The sequence below is a fragment of the Thiothrix sp. UBA5583 genome (genome assembly GCA_002425225.1).
GTDB lineage: Bacteria > Pseudomonadota > Gammaproteobacteria > Thiotrichales > Thiotrichaceae > Thiothrix > Thiothrix moscowensis.
Genome location: DILV01000027.1, coordinates 13,810 through 30,209 on the forward strand (window position 1 = coordinate 13,810; position 16,400 = coordinate 30,209).

Here is a 16,400-nt window from a genome sequence, read left to right on the forward strand (position 1 = left end):
AAAATAATGCAAGTTAATAATGAATTACTCCAGTTACTCTCCGAAGTCAGCTATCTGGCTTGTTTCAAGGGGGATATGCAGCGTTCGCAAGTCATCATGGATGGTGTCGATGCGCTGGGTGGTGAACAGATTCCGGTCAAAATGGGTGTTGCCATCACCAAGGTTTATGCCGGTGATTACGCACAGGCCATTGTGATCCTGCGTGACCAGATTCTGGTGCGCGAACCCGAGCACATGAGTGCCAAATGTTTTCTGGGTATTGCCCTCAGCCAAACCGGCAGTGCTGATGAGGCCAAAAACCTGTTTGAAGAAGTCATTCAACACGGCAATCAGGATGAGAGGACTATTGCCTCGGCATACCTGAATAGTTGAGGTATCTATGTTTGATGTCAGTGCGCTGGTTAATCCTGATGTTATGGCTGGGGGAGCGGTTGCCAAACAACTGCCACCGCCGCCGATGGAGAATATGTTGCGTTTTGAAAGCATCATGAACGGTGGTGGCGATGCGATAACTGATCTGACCGGTGGGCTAAATGCCTTGATGCGTGATACCCCTGTTTTGCAGGTTCAGCCCCAGGAGAGTGATGCCAGCAGCACTGGTTCTGCGGTCATCAAGCAGGTTACTAGCATGGATCAGGCTTACCAGCGCATGTTGGGACAATTTACCAATATGCCGACGTTTAGTGAATTTGTTTCACAGGAACCTGCACAGGCGGCTGCGGGAATGCGTTCCTATCCAGAAGTGAATGCGGGTACAGGTGGCAAGGATGTGGGTAATCAGTTGAAGAAAATGTTTGATGCCGAATACCAGCGCACAACTACCGTAATGGAATACCAGGGTCAGTTGTCCCACTGGCTAACAAATTCGCAGATGCTGATGTCAAAAATCCGCATCATTTCTGCGGCGGTTGGGCAGGCGGCTGATGGTTTCAAAACCCTGTTCCGTGCCGGAGGCCAGTAAATCGCCCCCGGACAGATATTCTTTACACGAGGCGCACGATGACAACCATAACGAAAAAGTTTTGCCAGACAGCCTGTCTGTTGGCAGTCATGCTGCTGGCAGGTTGCAAGACAGAGTTGTACAGCAATCTGGATGAACAGGATTCTAACGCCATGCTGGCTATTCTGCTGGATAACGGCATTGATGCCGCCAAAACAGGTGACAAGAAAGCCGGAACCTATTTCCTGCATGTGGCGGATTCCAGCATTCCACAAGCCATCAATCTGTTGAAAGAACACGGCTACCCCCGTGAAAAAGCCGCGACCATTGGTGAGTTGTTCAAAAAAGATGGTCTGATTTCTTCCCCGCTGGAAGAGCGTGCCCGGTTCATTTTCGCCTTGTCACAAAGTGTACAGGAAACCCTCAGCCAGATTGACGGGGTGCTAATAGCGCGGGTGCATGTGGTATTGCCGGAAAACAATCCGTTGGGTGATCAGATTACGCCGTCTTCTGCCTCGGTATTCATCAAGTACAACCCTGAATACAAGCTGGAAGATATGAAGTCCGACATCAAGCTGATTGTGGAAAAGAGTATTGAAGGCTTGAGCTACGACAAAGTGTCGGTGGTGATGGTTCCGGCGCAATTGCCTGCCCGTTCCAGTCTGTAAGGTGCGTTTAGTAGAGCTTGGCTTCTCTGGCTGGGCGGGTACGGAATAGCTTCAGCGTCCACATGTACTGGTGGATGCCACGTCGGATCAGGTGTTCCAGCTCTGCATTGACCCGCGCCGCATTATCTTGTTCGTCGTTGCCCGGAAAATCAGGCATGGCAGGTTGTAGCACAATCTCGTAGCAGCCATCGTCAGCATTGAAATAGGCCATCACCGGAATGGAAGCCGCCTTGCCCAGTTTGGTTAGACGTGCCGGAGTCGTCAGGGTTGCCTTGGGGATGTTGAAAAAGGGGGTAAAAACCGAATTTTTGAGGCCATGATCTTCATCCGGCATGAAAAATACTAGCCTGCCCGGCTCCAGTACTCTCACCAGTTTCATCATGCCATCGGCACGGGTCATCAGCACATCGGCGTCCCGCCAGCGGCTACGGGCAACTAGCCAGTCAGCCACGGGGTTGGGCAACGGTTTGTAAAAGCCCACCATGCGGTAATGTTGCCCCAACGCTGCACCAGCGAATTCCAGCCAGACGGAATGGGCTGCCTGCAAAATGATGTTTTGTCCGGCGGCGATGGCGTTATCAATATGCTCTTGCCCCTGAATCCTGCAACGTTGGTATAACCAGCGACGTGAGCGGAAGAACAACAAGCTGTAATCCAGCAGGGCATGGGCGTACTCCTGAAAATGCTGCTGTGCCAGTTGCTCGCGTTGTGTCTCCGCCAGATCCGGGAAACACAGGTGCAGGTTGATCTGCACAACCTTGCGCCGCTTGGCGTGATAGGTATAAAACAGTTTGCCCAGTTGCTTACCCAGCCAGCGACGGGTTCGCCATGGCAACCAAGCGAGGATGGCGAACAAACCAATTCCCAGCCAGGCAGGCCAGTGACGTGGCGCAAGCAACTGGCGCGGCAATGCCTGATTCACGGCAGGCGTTCGCAAGCGATATTGTCAGCCTGCATCCGTGCTTCAAACCAATCTGCCGCAGGCTGTACTGCACTGGTTTTACCTTTCAGGCCGAAATCAATCTGGCGGCGGATAGTGGTGCTGGGCAGGCTGGACAGGTGCACATCGGGAAAAGTGCGCAGCAGTTCTTCCATCATCGGGATCAGTTCGCTTTCCAGTGCTTCACGCAACAGCCAGCGTTGTTCCACGGGTGGGGTGGTGTCGAAATGTTGTGAATAAAAGGTGTCCAGTGCCCATTCCACCATCGGCCAAGCCATGTCGGGAAAGCCGGGGACAAAATGGTGGTTGCCAAGCTTGAATCCGGGCATTTGGTTGACCGGGTTGGGCAGCAAGATACTGCCATCCGGCAGTTCACCCATGCGGATACGGTTGGGGTAAGCACCTTCGCCAAAGCGGCCTTCGATCAGGGCAACCGCTTGCGGGTGACGCAGCAAACGCCGCCCGGACGCTGTGGCGGCTGCTTGTCGGGTCAGGTCGTCCGGGGTTGCACCAATGCCACCGAAACTGAACACGATCTCCTTGCGCTGCATGGTTTCGCGCAGGGTTTGCACCAGCAAGTCCCAGTCATCGCCGATCATGCGTACCCATGCCAGTGACAGGCCGCGAGCCTTGAGGAATTCGAGGATTTTGCCCATGTGCTTGTCCTGACGCAGGCCGCTTAGGAGTTCGTCACCGATCAGGATCAGTCCGACTTTCATTTGTTTGCTCCCTTGTCGGTGGCGCGTTGCAGGACTTGTTCTGCCTGTTGTTGCTGTACGGATTCCTGCCAGTCTGCGGCGGTTTCAGGCCAGCCCTGGGTGTGTTGCTGGATGATGTCTGCCAGCGCGTGGATGTGTTTGGTGTTGGTATTGAGTGCCGGGATGTAGTGGTAGTTTTCCCCACCTGCGTGCAGGAAATATTCACGGTTTTCCACCTGGATTTCTTCCAGCGTTTCCAGACAGTCAGCCGCGAAACCTGGGCAGATCACATCCACCTGCTTGATGCCCTGACCTGGCAGGGCTTGCAGGGTTTTGTCGGTATACGGTTGCAGCCATTCGGCCTTGCCAAAACGCGATTGGAAGGTGACGCGGTATTCCTCTGGCTTGAGGTTGAGTTCTGCTGCCAGCAGGCGGGCAGTCTTGTGGCATTCGCAAAAATACGGGTCGCCGAGGGTCAGGTTGCGTTTGGGGATGCCGTGGAATGACATGAGCAGTAATTGACCGCGCGGTTGTGTTTCCCAGTGTTCCAGCACGCTGCTGGCGAGGGCTTCGATGTAGCCGGGGTGGTCGTGGTAATGGTTGACCAGCCGCAGTTCCGGCATCCAGCGCCAGCGTTTGAGTTCGTCAAACACCTTGTCGAAGGTGGTCGCATTAGTGGCGGCACAGTATTGCGGGTACAGCGGCAGGATCAGGATGCGCCGTGCACCGGCTTCCTTGAGCTTGAGCAAGCCGGAAGCAATCGACGGATTGCCGTAACGCATCGCTAGTTCGATTTTGACTGGGCCAGAAAAGCGGATTTCCATTTCTTTCTGCAAGGCTTTCTGCTGTTGCAGGGAAATGGCTAGCAGGGGCGATCCGTCGGCTGTCCACACGCTTTGATACTTTTCCGCACTGGCAGCCGGGCGCTTGTTGAGGATAATGCCGTACAGGATCGGATACCAGACGATACGGGGGATTTCGACCACGCGCGGATCAGACAGGAACTCCTTCAGGTAACGGCGCAGCGATGGTTTGTCGGGCGCATCCGGCGTACCCAGATTGACCAGCAATACGCCAGTACAGGCTGATTTGCCGTGGAAATAGTCTTTGTCGTTGAGAAATCGGCTCATGGTATCATTCCTTTTTTCGGCATGAAGGATAAACCATGTTGCCAGACCTGCAAACACTCGCACAGGCGCTACGTGATATTGCGCGGGAAGAAATCCTGCCGCGCTTTGAGCGTGTGGGTTATTCCCTGAAACAGGATGGCAGTGTGTTGACTGAGGCTGATCTGGCAACTGACCGGCGTGTCCGCGCTTTCCTGCATGAGCACTGGCCTGACATCGCGTTCCTGAGCGAGGAAATGGAGCGGGAAGAGCAGGAACGCTTGCTGCGTGAGTCGGATGCCTTGTGGTGTCTCGACCCGCTGGATGGAACCAGCAATTTCGCGGCAGGCATTCCCCTGTTTGCCTCGTCACTGGCGTTGATCCGGCAGGGTGAGGTGGTGCTGGCGCTGAGTTACGATCCCTTGCGTGATGAAATGTTTACCGCGCAACGCGGGCAGGGGGCGTGGCTGAATGGCAGACGCCTGCAATGCCAGTCAACCGGTTTCAAACTGCGCAATGCGGTTGCAGTGGTTGATTTCAAACGTCTCGGGGATGAACTGAAATGTGCCTTGATGAAACATCCCCCCTACGGTTCGCAACGCAATATCGGTAGTTGCGTGCTGGAATGGGCATGGATGGCAGCCAACCGGGGGCAATTGTACCTGCATGGCGGGATGAAGCTGTGGGATTTGGCAGCGGGTACGCTGATCCTGTCTGAAGCTGGTGGTCATGCTTGTACCTTGCAGGGCGAGCCGGTGTTCAAGGCTGCGATGGAAACACGTTCGGTGGTGGTTTCACCCGACCCGGAACTGTTTGCGGCCTGGTTGCATTATTTGCAGGAACACAGCTAAGCCATGCCCAGCCAGCAAGCGATTGGGGTGTTTGACTCCGGGCTGGGGGGGATTTCGGTCTTGCGGGAAATCCACCGTCTGTTACCCAATGAGCACCTGATTTATGTAGCTGATTCCGGTCACGCGCCGTATGGTGGCAAAACCCCTGACTATATCCGTGAGCGTAGCAAGCGGGTGGCTGATTTCCTGCTGGAGCAGCAGGTCAAGGCGCTGGTAGTGGCCTGCAATACGGCGACTGTCCATGCAGTGGATTATTTGCGGGAGGTATTGCCGATTCCGGTGGTGGGCATTGAGCCTGCGGTCAAACCGGCAGCACGCCTGACCCAGACCGGGGTGGTGGGGGTGCTGGCGACTCAGCAAACAGTGAACAGCCCACGTTTGCACCGTTTGATCCGTGAGTACGCCAGTCACGTACAGGTGATTACCCAAGCGTGTCCCGGTCTGGTCGAACATGTCGAAGCCGGGGATTTCCACAGTGATGCTGTGCGCCAGTTGCTCAAGCACTATACCTTGCCCTTGCTGGATGCGGGGGTGGATACGCTGGTGCTGGGCTGCACCCATTACCCCTTTCTGGCAGAAGCTATCCATGATGTGACCCACGGCAGGATGACGGTGCTGGAAACCAGTACGCCAGTCACGCACCAGCTTATGCGGGTGCTGGAACAGCATGATTTGCGCCAGATGGAAAATCTGGAAGGAGACATCCGCTTTTTTTCCAGCAAGCAGGGCGAGCAACACCATCTGAGTATGCAAGTGTTGTGGCAAAAGCCGCTTGAGCTAGTAGTACTCCCAGCGCCTTATGTCTGAAAAGATGCATTGTGCCCTGCAATATGTCTGATTTCGTACTAGATTAACGGGTTTGTAGTGTACCCGAGGGGCTGCGTTATGCTGAAAAAATATACTGTTTTTGTATCTGCCAGTGTCTTGTGGCTGGTCATGGGGAGTGGTGTCGCCGTACACGCGGAAGACAAGGCGGAAGACAAGGCGGAAAAAGAGGCAGCCGCACCTGCTGCTGCATTGCCTGCCACACCGGATGCGGTGCGTGACGGGGTGGTTTGCCTGCTGCCTGAGCTTTATCACCGCAATCTGAACAGCACCTTCTGGTTGCTGACCAGGCTGAATGATGAAGTCCCGCCGGAAAAGCTCGCCATTACCATGACTTTCCATAACGGTACGGTATCCGGTTATTCCGGCTGCAACAGCTATGCGGGGACATTCGTCAACCCCAACGATACCCTGTTTGGCATCAAGGACATTGAAACCACCCAGCGTAAATGCGAGGAGGCGGTGTGCCCGACCTTTGTGGATGGTGGCAACTGGGAAGAGAAATACCTAGCAGCCTTGCCCAGCATGGCAAAACTGGACAAGAGCGACAATGAGCTGAAGTTGTTTGACGGGGAAGGCAAGCTGGTGATGGTGTTCAGGAGCCTGAAGTAGGGAGAATCCCTACTCCAGACCAGCCGTGTTTACACTACGGCGAATGCCTGTTCCATATCGGCAATGATGTCGTCGATATGCTCGATACCGATGCTCAGGCGGATGGTTTCCGGTGTGACACCTGCCCGCAGTTGCTCTTCCGGGGTGAGCTGGCGGTGAGTGGTTGAGGCGGAATGTGATGCTAGGGTTTTGGCATCACCGATGTTCACTAGACGCTTGATCATCTGCAACTGGTCGTAGAATTTCACGCCTGCTTCAAAGCCCCCCTTGATGCCGAAGGTCATCAGCGCGGCTGGTTTGCCGTTGAAGTATTTCTGCGCCAGCGAGTGATACTGGTCGCCTTCCAGACCGGCAAATTTCACCCATTCCACTTTCTCATGGTTTTTCAGGTAATTAGCAACCGCAAGGGCGTTGTCGCAGTGGCGTTCCATGCGCAGTGCCAGCGTTTCAATCCCTTGCAGAATCAGGAAAGCATTGAAGGGTGAAATGGCAGAACCGGTGTTACGCAGCGGTACGGTACGGGCGCGACCGATGTAGGCGGCAGGCCCCAGTGCTTCGGTGTATACCACGCCGTGGTAGGAAGGTTCCGGCTGGGTCAGGGTAGGGTAACGCTCGGCGTGTTCCGCCCACGGAAATTTGCCGGAATCGACAATGATGCCGCCCAGCGAGTTGCCGTGACCTGCCATGTATTTGGTCAGCGCATGTACTACGATGTCAGCCCCGTATGCGATAGGGTTCATCAGGATTGGGGTGGCAACGGTGCTGTCGACGATGACGGCAACACCATGCCGGTGGGCGGCAGCGGCGATGGCTTCGATGTCGGCGATGTTACCGGCAGGGTTGCCGATGGTTTCGCAGAAAACAGCCTTGGTCTTGGCGTCGATCAGTTTCTCGATGTCTTCCGCGCTGTCACTGGCGGCAAAGCGTACTTCGATGCCCTGTTGCGGCAGCATGTGGGCAAACAGGGTGTAAGTACCGCCGTAGAGTTGCGGGGTGGCAACGATATTGTCGCCGATTTGCGCAATGGTCTGGATGGCGTAAGTAATGGCTGCCATGCCGGAACTCAGTGCCAGGGCAGCGATACCGCCTTCCAGCTCTGCGACACGCTTTTCCAGCACATCTTGGGTCGGGTTCATCAGGCGGGTATAAATGTTGCCGGGAACCGCCAGATTGAACAAATCAGCACCGTGTTGGGCATTGTCGAATTCATACGCAACGGTCTGGTAAATTGGCACGGCAACCGATTTGGTGGTTGGGTCGGTGACATAGCCGCCGTGGATCGAGATGGTTTCTTTTTTCATGGATGCTCCTCCTTAATGGAATGGCAAGATATATCATAGCGTTTGTGATTTTGCATTGTTCGCATTTGTGCGGGTGCATAAACTTGCGCCTCTGAGTTTCAACAGAAAGGAAAAATCATGTCATACGAGTTCAACACTACGCTTCAGGGCGGTTTTGAAGAAGCCATCGAAAAAGTCCGGGCAGTTTTGCTGGAAGAACAGTTGGGCGTTGTCAGCGAAGTCAACGTGCAGGCCATTTTCAAAGCCAAAATGGACAAGGACATCCTGCCTTACCGTATTTTCGGTGCGTGCAACCCCAAGCTGGCATCACAGCTTCTGGAGGTGGAGCCGAATGCAGGCACCTTGCTGCCATGCAATTTCATCATGTATGAAACGGCTCCCGGCAGCGTCGTGGTCAGTTTCATGGATCCTGTCACGGTGCTGGGGCTGGCACAAAGCGATGCAGCACAAGAAGTGGGCAAGGTTGCCAAGGAAAAGCTGTTACGGGTAGTCAGCAAGCTATCGGCTTGATTTGTTTTACCTGGAAGCAACCATTTGCTACGGTTTCGGTAAATCTATCATGACCCAACGACAAAAACTGAGGAAGTACCGCCAATGGCTCTGATCACCTGCCCGGAATGCAACCAGCAAATCAGTTCCCGCGCCCGTTCCTGCCCTGCCTGCGGTTATCCGCTGGCATCGGCGCTGGATAAGCAAGTGACCTCGGTCAAGAAAAAGGCTGGTATCCTGATGACTGTGGTTGCTTTGCCATACACTATCCATGCTGCACTGGGTTCCATGAGTCCGGTGTGGCTGGAATGGCTGGTGCGGGGTTCCGTGGCGGACAGTTTCTGGCAAATTGCCATCCTGACTGCGCCATTGATTGTAGCGGTCATGCTGATTGCCTATGCCTTGCTGGAAGGCTGGATTGAAAATGGTGCCTTCACCACGCTGGTTAGTGCCATATTGCTGGGTGTGGCGGCTTATATCGCTTTCCTGCTGGCGGATTCCCCCCCGCTGCTTGCCCAAGACCCCATGCTGTATGCCTTGACCAATATGGCCCAGGAAGACATGTTCCTGCCCAAAGGCTGGTTGGCAGCGGTGGGCGCGGCACTCTACGCCTTTTTCATGCTGTATGGCTTGTGGAATTTCATTTCTGCCATCCTGATCGGTGGATTTTGCGCCTGGGTGTTGAACAGCAAAATCCACCAGCAACTGTGGGATGAGCGCGACGCCTGAGCGCTTACCCCGGCAGGAAATCCAGCAAACGGCGAATATCCGGCTGGAAGAAAAAGTTGGTGTGGTGCACCTTGTCGCCCTGAAATTTCACCACCTGGGTTTCCGGCAAGCGGAAATGGCGGTTATCGGCAACGCCGGTGGTGGGAACCACCAGATCGTTGGGTGACTCACCAAACAGACCATCCACGAAACGGTTTGCCCCGGTCAGTACTGTGCCACTGGCCTTGATGGCCTCGCGCAATTTGCCAGACACTTCATAATTGGCTTGGAATGCAAAGTAACGGGGAGCCTCGGCTTGTGAATCCGTCAATGCCTTGACGAGTTCACTGTCCGGTTGCTGATCATCCAGACCCGGTACATACGGCAAACCGGCTTCGGCAATTCCTGCCGCGAGCGACAGCAACATGCCGCCGCCAATGGTCAGCAGGCTGTCGGGGAAAATATTGACGTAATTTGCCAACCGTTCCAGCGCCTGCGGAATATTGCCGGGGCGAGCCAAGTCTGTGCCACCGTTCGGGGTTGCCACGAATACAATGCGGTCAATGCGGATTTTCACCGCTGCGGGACGTTGCCAGCCATCCAGCCGTTGTGCCAGAAAGGCATCCGGCAACCGGGTAAAGGCGCGTGACACCAACCCACCCCGGCTGTGACAGATGATGTCGAATGTGTATTCACCCGGATGCTGCTGGAACGCTTCATAAAACTGCCGCACATTGTCTGCCACGCCAATGCTCATGGTGTGATGGTTGAAAGCCAGTACCCGCCCGCCATAACGCTGGTACAGGGTATCGGCAACATCACGGTTGCCTGCTTCCAACAATCCGGCAAATGCACCGGCGGTACTGCTGCTGGTTCCATGCACGAACAGCAGGGCTTTTTTGCCACGAATGCTGTCCCATGCGCCAAACGGTTGCGGCTCGGCCTGCATCAGGCTGCTGAAATCCGCCCCGCCATGCAAGCCCTGAAATGCCCGCGCACTGTTTTCCCACTTCTGGATGGCCCAGTGCCCCAGTTTGCCGGTTTGAGTCCCCAGTAGCTTGCCGACCACAATCTTGACGATCTTGCTGCCGATGAAACCTAGTAAGCCACGTGAGCCTTCCGTGCCTTCCCCGCGAGCCTTGCGCAAGGGAATCTGGTAGCGGTATTGCAGTGGTGAGCCGAAAGCGCGGGTTCCGGTCGCATCGGCTGCCGTTTTTTGCGGGTAATGGAAAGAAATGGTGCCTGCTTCATCGGTATAAATGGCAAATTGCACTTCATCCGGCCTGCCTGCCACCTGCAACTGGATGGCATCGTGGGCAACCGCCTGCCCACCGGCACGGGTTGTACTGCCAAGCTGTGGTTCCGGGGTAGGGGCTTCCAGTATCAGGGTATGGCGGTCTTCCAGCCCGGCTTCTGCAATAGCCTTGTCCAGTGCATCGCGTTCGCCGCTCAGGGCGCGGGTTTGACCGGTTTCGCGCTTTCCGGCATAGCTGCCACGCCCGCGCAGGCCAGGGGCAATCAGGACGATGCCTGCCTCACGCAATTCAATGGGGGTGGGATTTTCCTTCAGGTCAAAAATGTTGCTGCTCATGGTGTTTCCTCGCGGTTGTCTAGTTGTTGGCTGGGCGGAAAAAAACCTTGGCCTGCGGATCGCCATACAGGACATAAGCCAGGAAGGTCAGGTGTTTTTTGTCTTCCCACTGGCGGTGGATGGTTTGCAGGATTTCCCCCAGGGTTGCACCGGGGTTGGCGAAAGCGGCTTGATAAAACTGCTCGGTAATGGCTTTGGCGTGCTCATCGCTGATGGTCCACAACGGGCTGATCACGGCACTGGCTCCGGCTTTGAGGAAAGCCCCCGGAAACCCCGCCATCAGCGATAGGGCTTGCCCGCTGGAGCCAAGCTGGCAGGCATTGAGGAACACCAGTGGATGTTCCTTGCCCAGACCGGTTTCGACTTCATTGGCTGAAATCACCGTGGGGCGCAGGTTGTCAGGGGAATCCTCCATAATCAACTGGCTGCGTAGCGGGTTGTGCTGATCCATCTGCCCGTGGCAGGCGAAATGCACGGCTTGCGCCGAACCAGTTTTGAGGAAATTCAGCACGTCTGCCGATTTCAGCGGCACGGTTTTGGCCTGATACTGCGTGCCCAGCCAGGCCAGCTCATCCTTGACCCACGGCAGGGTGGGGTAAACTGCATCGAAGCCCACGTAATCCGAGCCGCAAGCCACCATTTCCCTGACCGGAATCTGTTGTGACAGGCGCGAAGAACACTCCGCTACCCAGCGCCCGACCGCATGGCGTACCGACAGGAATTCCGCAGCAATGTTTGCACCACGCTGCTGGTCTGCCACCCGCATCAGTTCCCACGGGATAAACGGCTCATCGGTAATGAACAGGATGTTCTGGAACGCTTGGTTGTTGGCTTGCAAGTGGTTATGCAGTGCCCAGTAAGTGGTCTTGAACAGTTCCGGGGTGCTGTCGTAGATGTGTTCGCCTACCCCCTTGATTTCTTCAACCTTGACGCTGTTGAGGGTGGCGCGGGAATACTGCTCAAACAGGTCGTACACAAAATCAGCGGCATTTTCCGGCAGGCTCATGTCCGCAGGCAGGTTGCGGTCAAACTGCATGTGACGTGACAGGCATACCCAGCGATAGCTTCGTTCGCCGGTTTTGTGGATACGTACCAGCAGGTCGGGTGGTTGTGCGCCCTGTTCCAGCAGGATCAGGCTGCGCCAGTGGTTTTCGGCAGGTTTGGGCAAGCGGCGTAACGGCGTTACCGTGTCATCCAGACGCAGATCCAGGTAACGCTGGCCTTCGCCACACCAGCGGTTTTCATAATAAAAGTTGGCGACCACCAGCAGCTTTTCCCGTTCGGGGTAGTTGCCGCTGGCATCCAGTGCCACATCGGGGGCGGTGAAGGTGAAACTGGCGGCTTTGCCAGTACCCGCTGCCTGACTGTATTCAAGCGTGTCCCACAGGCTTTCCTTGCCGCACAACAGGTGGACTGTCAGCTTGAACACAAAATCGGGAGCCGCTGAGGGCAAGCCGACCGTACCGCTGGTTTCCGTGTCAGCCTGGGGTTTGAGGCTGATGCTGAGGGTCAGGCTTTCGCCAACAACGGGAGACTTGCTGGATGGCTCAATGGCGGGAAAAACTTCCTGCATCTTGTTGTCAGGGGGGGACAAGGTTTCAAACCCGTCACCTGCACTGGTGGTATCCGCACCGCTGGCAGAGCCTCCCGAACCGTCACGGGTAATGGAAGGGGAGCCGTAACTGCGGTTGAGGATGTCGCCCGGATTCGTGCTGCGGGTAGGGTGAGAGAGGATGCTGCTGGTCAGTGAGCCCCAGTCGAGTTTGCCGAAATCAACGCCCAACTGTTCCAGAATGGAAGGTTTGGCATGAGTGACGGGGCTAGCGGCAGGCGGTGCAGCAGACTGGGTGGGTTCCCATACACCGCTGGGTTGGTTGTCGCGCACCGCTACCGGGTATTGCGCAGCGTGCCAGTTGCCCCGCCCGTATTCATCTGTCCAGCGCGGCAACTGGATATTGGCGGGAACCACGGGTGCTGAGCCGCTTTCACGCAGTTGTGGCAGGCAATCCAGCAAGTGCGGGAAAGTGCTGCCGGATACTTGCCCAATACATTGCTGGATGCGTTGTAACAGCTCCTGGCTGGTAAACACGTAGAACCAGAAGCGGCCTGTTTCTTGCCGGGGGCGACGTAGCACGATGTAATCGGGTGATTTTCCCAGCAGTTGTAGGGTGATCTGCTCGATAGTCGTGTCTATGTCAAAGGTTGCGATGTTATTGTTCAGACGGACGCCCATGTGAATACTCCCTGCCTCGCTTGTCATCCCTGAGTTATAGCAGAGATTCATACGGTCGGGTTATCGGCGATTAAACAATTCATCTGAACGGTAATCGCGGCGTCTGGGGTCACGGAAATCGGTGTCAATGATGACCCGCAGCCGCCCGTCAGCCAAACGTTTGAAACGGATGTCACGTTTGGCAAAGCCCTGATCAATCGTGCCACGCTTCCAGCCACCGGCAATGTTGTTCGCTCCCACTTCCTGCCATTCACACGCGGTTGGGTGGCAAGCACCGTACAGCTTGATGTAAAACGGTTCGCCGGGTGGGTAAGGCTGGCCATTCAAAATCTGATCCTGACACTGGAAACGCACATCAGCCCGGACAATGCTACGGGTGTTGGCATCTACATTAGCCCATGACCCTTCTTCACCCGGTGTGACACACAAGGCAGCAGCCGGGGCAGCATAAAAGCCTGCAAAACCAAATAACAACAGTGCGTGAGCAATAATACTGGAACGTTTCATGGTGGTTTCTCCCTCTGGTTTCAATTCGCCTCTCGCCAAGGCTTGAAATCAAAGGTACAGCGAAACCCTGCCACGTTCTGTTAAATAGTACCGAAACCCGTTAGCTTATTGCTTGCCTGCCACCGCGTTGCTGCCTGCCCAATCCTGTGACCAGAACGCACCGTTGTGAAAGTAATGCACGTTGTTGCCGCTGATGATGCTGCGATCCCTTTCCGGGTAATGCCAGAAATCTTCCGGGGCTTTTTCGGTAATCAGGGGTGGCAAGCTGCGGATTTTGCGGGCGCTCTGGTCGATTTCAAAACGGTACAACCCGGTTTGGGTATGCCCGTAATAATCGGAAGGTTGCCCACTCATGCCGGGTTGGGGTGTTTCGTGCAACCTGACAGGCAAGGCGACCCGCAAGCTGTTTCCGGCCAAGGTTGTGACCGCATGGTGGTCATGCAGGGCAGCAGAATCCGTGCCCCGTTTGCCGAGGATCAGTTTGTTCACTTCCCGCAAGTTACCGGGATTACTGGTGTCGATCAGTGACAGTTTCAGCCCTTGATACCAAGCTCCCCGGAATTCGCCGTTTGCTGCGGGAATAGCGTCTTTGCCAATCCCTAGCAACAGGTGTTTGCCAACCGGGTGCAAATAATCGGAGAAACCCGGAATTTGCAGTTCCCCGGCAATGTAAGGGTCTTGCGGGTTGCTCATATCCAGCACATACAAGGGGTCGGTGCTCTGGAATGTCACCAGATAAGCACTGTCACCGATGAAACGGGTGGCGTAAAGCTGTTCATCCGGCTTGCCCAGATGGGCAGGGCGTTGGCGGTTGGGCAACTGGGAAACCAGTGTCAGACCGGATTCACCGCCTTCTTTAAGGATGCTGAGAATGGCAGGCGATTTGCCATACGGTGTGGTCAATACCGTGGTCGGGTTGGTAAAAGTGTCATTGTAGGTAATGACCCGCAGCAAACCATCCTGTTCACTTAGACGGAACGGGCGCTGGTCTTCCTTCCAGCCCAGATTGCCGGGAACGTCACCTGTACCGCGATAAGCAATGTCAGTCCCCGCAAAAGCAAACTTGTGGATGCCGGTACTGCTGCGCGAGCCTTGCACCGGGTCATGGTGATAATCGGTAGTTGCCACGTAAAGCGCCTGTGGTGAGGCGTACAGGGTTTCGGTTGAGCCGACAAAGCAGCGGCTGTTGAAACGCAGGCTGTTGGCGTTCAAATCCAGTGCGACGATGCTGACAATTTCATGGCGGGCGTGCTGTTCCTTGCTTTCCTGCTGGTTGATGTAGCAGTTGTCCGGGGCAACCAGTGGCTGGCTGGCAGCACCGTTGAGGCTATAGGTGGGTAACAGGTCGGCGACATTCATGCTTGCCAGTGCCTGTTTGTTTTTCGCCTTGTTTTCCTCGCTGCTGGCGTAGGGAACCCAGCCCAAACCTTCCATGCGCGGATAGCTGCGTAACACTAGGTACAGAGTGTTGTTGACGCGCCGACTGGCAATCAGGCTGCCATCCAGACTGACTTTCAGGGTGGGTTTGGCTGCTGCCGGGTTGCTGACATCCACGTACTGAAGGTCGGTTTTTTCCGGCATCAGCAGGTAGGGGCGTGGCATCCGCAAGGCTGGCATGGTCTGATTGAAACTGGAGCCGATACTCACCAGTTGCTTGTTGCCGGAAGCAAGGTACAAGCCGGTCATGGGGGAAAGTTTCAGGCGATTGACCTCGTTGAGACGGGCACCATCCTCACTGATCTGCATGATACGCAGGGTGTCTTCCACGTATTGGCTATCGTTCGGTACGCCAATGGCATAAAGATAACGCCCGTCGGTTTTGAGCAGGTCAGCTTCGTCAACCCCTTGTTCCTGCAAGTTGGTGGTGGAAAACGCGGGGCTGGCTTCGGCACTACGTGCTGCTCCGGCGGCATTGGGCATCAGGGAGGGCAAGGCAACGGGGCGTGGCTCGGCACTGAGCTTTTCTGTCAGATAGGCATGTAACCCGGCAGCGCTAGCCCGTTTCAGGCCATTGGTGGTGCTGGTATTGTCGCTGAGTGGCGTGACGGACGTGCAGGACACCAGTAGCACTGCCAACCATGCAGGCATTGTGCTCAAAAAATATTTTATCTTCATGATTTGTATGCCTTATTCGCGTTTTGTAGTTTATATTTCTATTACAACAGCAGTTTAGACCATGTAAATGAAAAATCGTTGACTGGTATCAAAGCAAATTGAATCTGCCCAGTAAGCTGCGACAATAGGGCGTTTATCCCTATCAGGAATACAGCAAGCATGTTGTCAGGGCTTTATGTGATCACGGATGGTTCCACCGGCAATACCCTGCTGGAAAAAGTGGAACAGGCACTTCTCGGGGGCGCAGCCCTCATCCAGTATCGCGACAAAACCAGCGATCCGCTGCGGCGGGAACAGGAAGCTGCCGCACTGCGCAGCCTGTGTCAGGCACACAATGCGCTGTTGATCATCAACGATGACATCCATCTGGCGAAAACCGTGCAGGCGGATGGAGTGCATGTCGGCAAGGATGATGCCGCACTGCTGGCTGCCCGCGATTATTTGGGGAAAAAATCCATCATCGGCGTGTCCTGTTACAATCGTCTGGAACTGGCAGAGGTCGCGGCGGCGCAAGGTGCTGATTACGTGGCGTTCGGCAGTTTTTTCCCTTCCCCAACCAAGCCGGAAGCAACCCGTGCCAGTCTGGCTTTGTTGCAAACAGCCCGTGCCCGTCTGAGTCTGCCTATCTGCGCTATTGGCGGCATTACGCTGGCTGAAGCACCTGTGTTGCTGGCAAACGGTGCTGACATGCTGGCAGTCATCACCGATGTGTTGGGAAACCCGGATATTCGCCAGCAAGCCAGCCTTTACCAGCAACAGTTTGTCAGGCAAGCAGGCTGACAGCAAATTGAGAAATGTTGCAAAGCAGCACAGGTT

At 55.4% G+C, this 16,400-nt stretch carries 17 protein-coding genes; 9 read left to right on the top strand and 8 right to left on the bottom strand.

The genetic code is table 11. From position 1 onward, the window contains the following. Positions 1–6 precede the first annotated feature (6 nt). From B2U47_RS10830 to sctJ, 3 genes are read left to right on the top strand one after another with little or no spacing between them, the layout of a single operon-like run. Positions 7–372 (top strand): tetratricopeptide repeat protein, encoded by a 366-nt coding sequence (locus B2U47_RS10830; protein ID WP_296675476.1) that lies wholly within the window; start codon positions 7–9, stop codon positions 370–372. 7 nt (positions 373–379) lie between these two features. Continuing rightward, positions 380–961: a hypothetical protein gene (locus B2U47_RS10835; RefSeq protein ID WP_296675479.1), complete on the top strand. Its 582-nt coding sequence runs from the start codon at positions 380–382 to the stop codon at positions 959–961. A 38-nt stretch (positions 962–999) separates the two neighbouring features. After that, a complete protein-coding gene (gene sctJ / locus B2U47_RS10840) occupies positions 1,000–1,608 on the top strand; it encodes a type III secretion system inner membrane ring lipoprotein SctJ (RefSeq protein WP_296675483.1) in 609 nt (202 codons plus the stop codon). A gap of 7 nt (positions 1,609–1,615) precedes the next feature. Here the strand turns inward: sctJ and B2U47_RS10845 are convergent, their stop codons facing one another. From B2U47_RS10845 to hemH, 3 genes are read right to left on the bottom strand one after another with little or no spacing between them, the layout of a single operon-like run. After that, a complete protein-coding gene (locus tag B2U47_RS10845) occupies positions 1,616–2,545 on the bottom strand; it encodes a lipid A biosynthesis acyltransferase (protein WP_296675486.1) in 930 nt (309 codons plus the stop codon). Further along, the gene (locus B2U47_RS10850; RefSeq protein ID WP_296675491.1) at positions 2,527–3,267 is read right to left on the bottom strand and encodes a competence/damage-inducible protein A; all 741 of its coding nucleotides are present in this window, start codon (positions 3,265–3,267) and stop codon (positions 2,527–2,529) included. The genes B2U47_RS10845 and B2U47_RS10850 overlap by 19 nt, the downstream gene beginning before the upstream one ends. Continuing rightward, positions 3,264–4,376, bottom strand: coding sequence for a ferrochelatase (gene hemH / locus B2U47_RS10855; protein ID WP_296675495.1), 1,113 nt, complete (start codon positions 4,374–4,376; stop codon positions 3,264–3,266). Before hemH ends, B2U47_RS10850 begins: the two co-directional genes overlap by 4 nt. Positions 4,377–4,411: 35 nt before the next feature. Between hemH and B2U47_RS10860 the strand changes: the two genes are divergently transcribed. From B2U47_RS10860 to B2U47_RS10870, 3 genes are all read left to right on the top strand, one after another. Further along, positions 4,412–5,203: an inositol monophosphatase family protein gene (locus B2U47_RS10860; protein WP_296675497.1), complete on the top strand. Its 792-nt coding sequence runs from the start codon at positions 4,412–4,414 to the stop codon at positions 5,201–5,203. A gap of 3 nt (positions 5,204–5,206) precedes the next feature. After that, entirely contained in the window at positions 5,207–6,010 is an 804-nt protein-coding gene (gene murI / locus B2U47_RS10865) for a glutamate racemase (protein ID WP_296675500.1), read from the top strand. Positions 6,011–6,088: 78 nt separating this feature from the next. Continuing rightward, positions 6,089–6,640: an META domain-containing protein gene (locus B2U47_RS10870; protein WP_296675503.1), complete on the top strand. Its 552-nt coding sequence runs from the start codon at positions 6,089–6,091 to the stop codon at positions 6,638–6,640. Positions 6,641–6,669: 29 nt separating this feature from the next. On the opposite strand, the gene B2U47_RS10875 is transcribed toward B2U47_RS10870, so the two are convergent. After that, entirely contained in the window at positions 6,670–7,941 is a 1,272-nt protein-coding gene (locus B2U47_RS10875) for an O-acetylhomoserine aminocarboxypropyltransferase/cysteine synthase family protein (RefSeq protein WP_296675505.1), read from the bottom strand. 117 nt (positions 7,942–8,058) lie between these two features. On the opposite strand from B2U47_RS10875, the gene B2U47_RS10880 reads away from it, so the two are divergent. Both B2U47_RS10880 and B2U47_RS10885 read left to right on the top strand, forming a co-directional pair. Beyond that, the gene (locus B2U47_RS10880; protein ID WP_296675508.1) at positions 8,059–8,451 is read left to right on the top strand and encodes a DUF302 domain-containing protein; all 393 of its coding nucleotides are present in this window, start codon (positions 8,059–8,061) and stop codon (positions 8,449–8,451) included. A gap of 84 nt (positions 8,452–8,535) precedes the next feature. Next, complete coding sequence (locus B2U47_RS10885; RefSeq protein ID WP_296675511.1) at positions 8,536–9,159, top strand: zinc ribbon domain-containing protein; 624 nt, start codon at positions 8,536–8,538, stop codon at positions 9,157–9,159. Positions 9,160–9,163: 4 nt separating this feature from the next. Here the strand turns inward: B2U47_RS10885 and B2U47_RS10890 are convergent, their stop codons facing one another. The 4 genes from B2U47_RS10890 to B2U47_RS10905 all read right to left on the bottom strand — a co-directional run bounded on the left by B2U47_RS10890 (position 9,164) and on the right by B2U47_RS10905 (position 15,557). Beyond that, positions 9,164–10,729 carry an esterase/lipase family protein gene (locus tag B2U47_RS10890; RefSeq protein ID WP_296675512.1) on the bottom strand — a complete coding sequence of 522 codons (1,566 nt, stop codon included), beginning with the start codon at positions 10,727–10,729 and terminating at the stop codon, positions 9,164–9,166. A 19-nt stretch (positions 10,730–10,748) separates the two neighbouring features. Next, on the bottom strand, positions 10,749–12,962 hold the full coding sequence (locus B2U47_RS10895) for a CHAT domain-containing protein (RefSeq protein WP_296675515.1): 2,214 nt from the start codon (positions 12,960–12,962) through the stop codon (positions 10,749–10,751). A gap of 60 nt (positions 12,963–13,022) precedes the next feature. Continuing rightward, positions 13,023–13,469 (bottom strand): hypothetical protein, encoded by a 447-nt coding sequence (locus tag B2U47_RS10900; RefSeq protein ID WP_296675517.1) that lies wholly within the window; start codon positions 13,467–13,469, stop codon positions 13,023–13,025. Between the two features lie 105 nt (positions 13,470–13,574). Then, positions 13,575–15,557 (bottom strand): beta-propeller domain-containing protein, encoded by a 1,983-nt coding sequence (locus B2U47_RS10905; protein ID WP_296675632.1) that lies wholly within the window; start codon positions 15,555–15,557, stop codon positions 13,575–13,577. Between the two features lie 186 nt (positions 15,558–15,743). Between B2U47_RS10905 and thiE the strand changes: the two genes are divergently transcribed. Next, the gene (thiE, locus tag B2U47_RS10910) at positions 15,744–16,364 is read left to right on the top strand and encodes a thiamine phosphate synthase (protein WP_296675520.1); all 621 of its coding nucleotides are present in this window, start codon (positions 15,744–15,746) and stop codon (positions 16,362–16,364) included. Positions 16,365–16,400 lie beyond the last annotated feature (36 nt).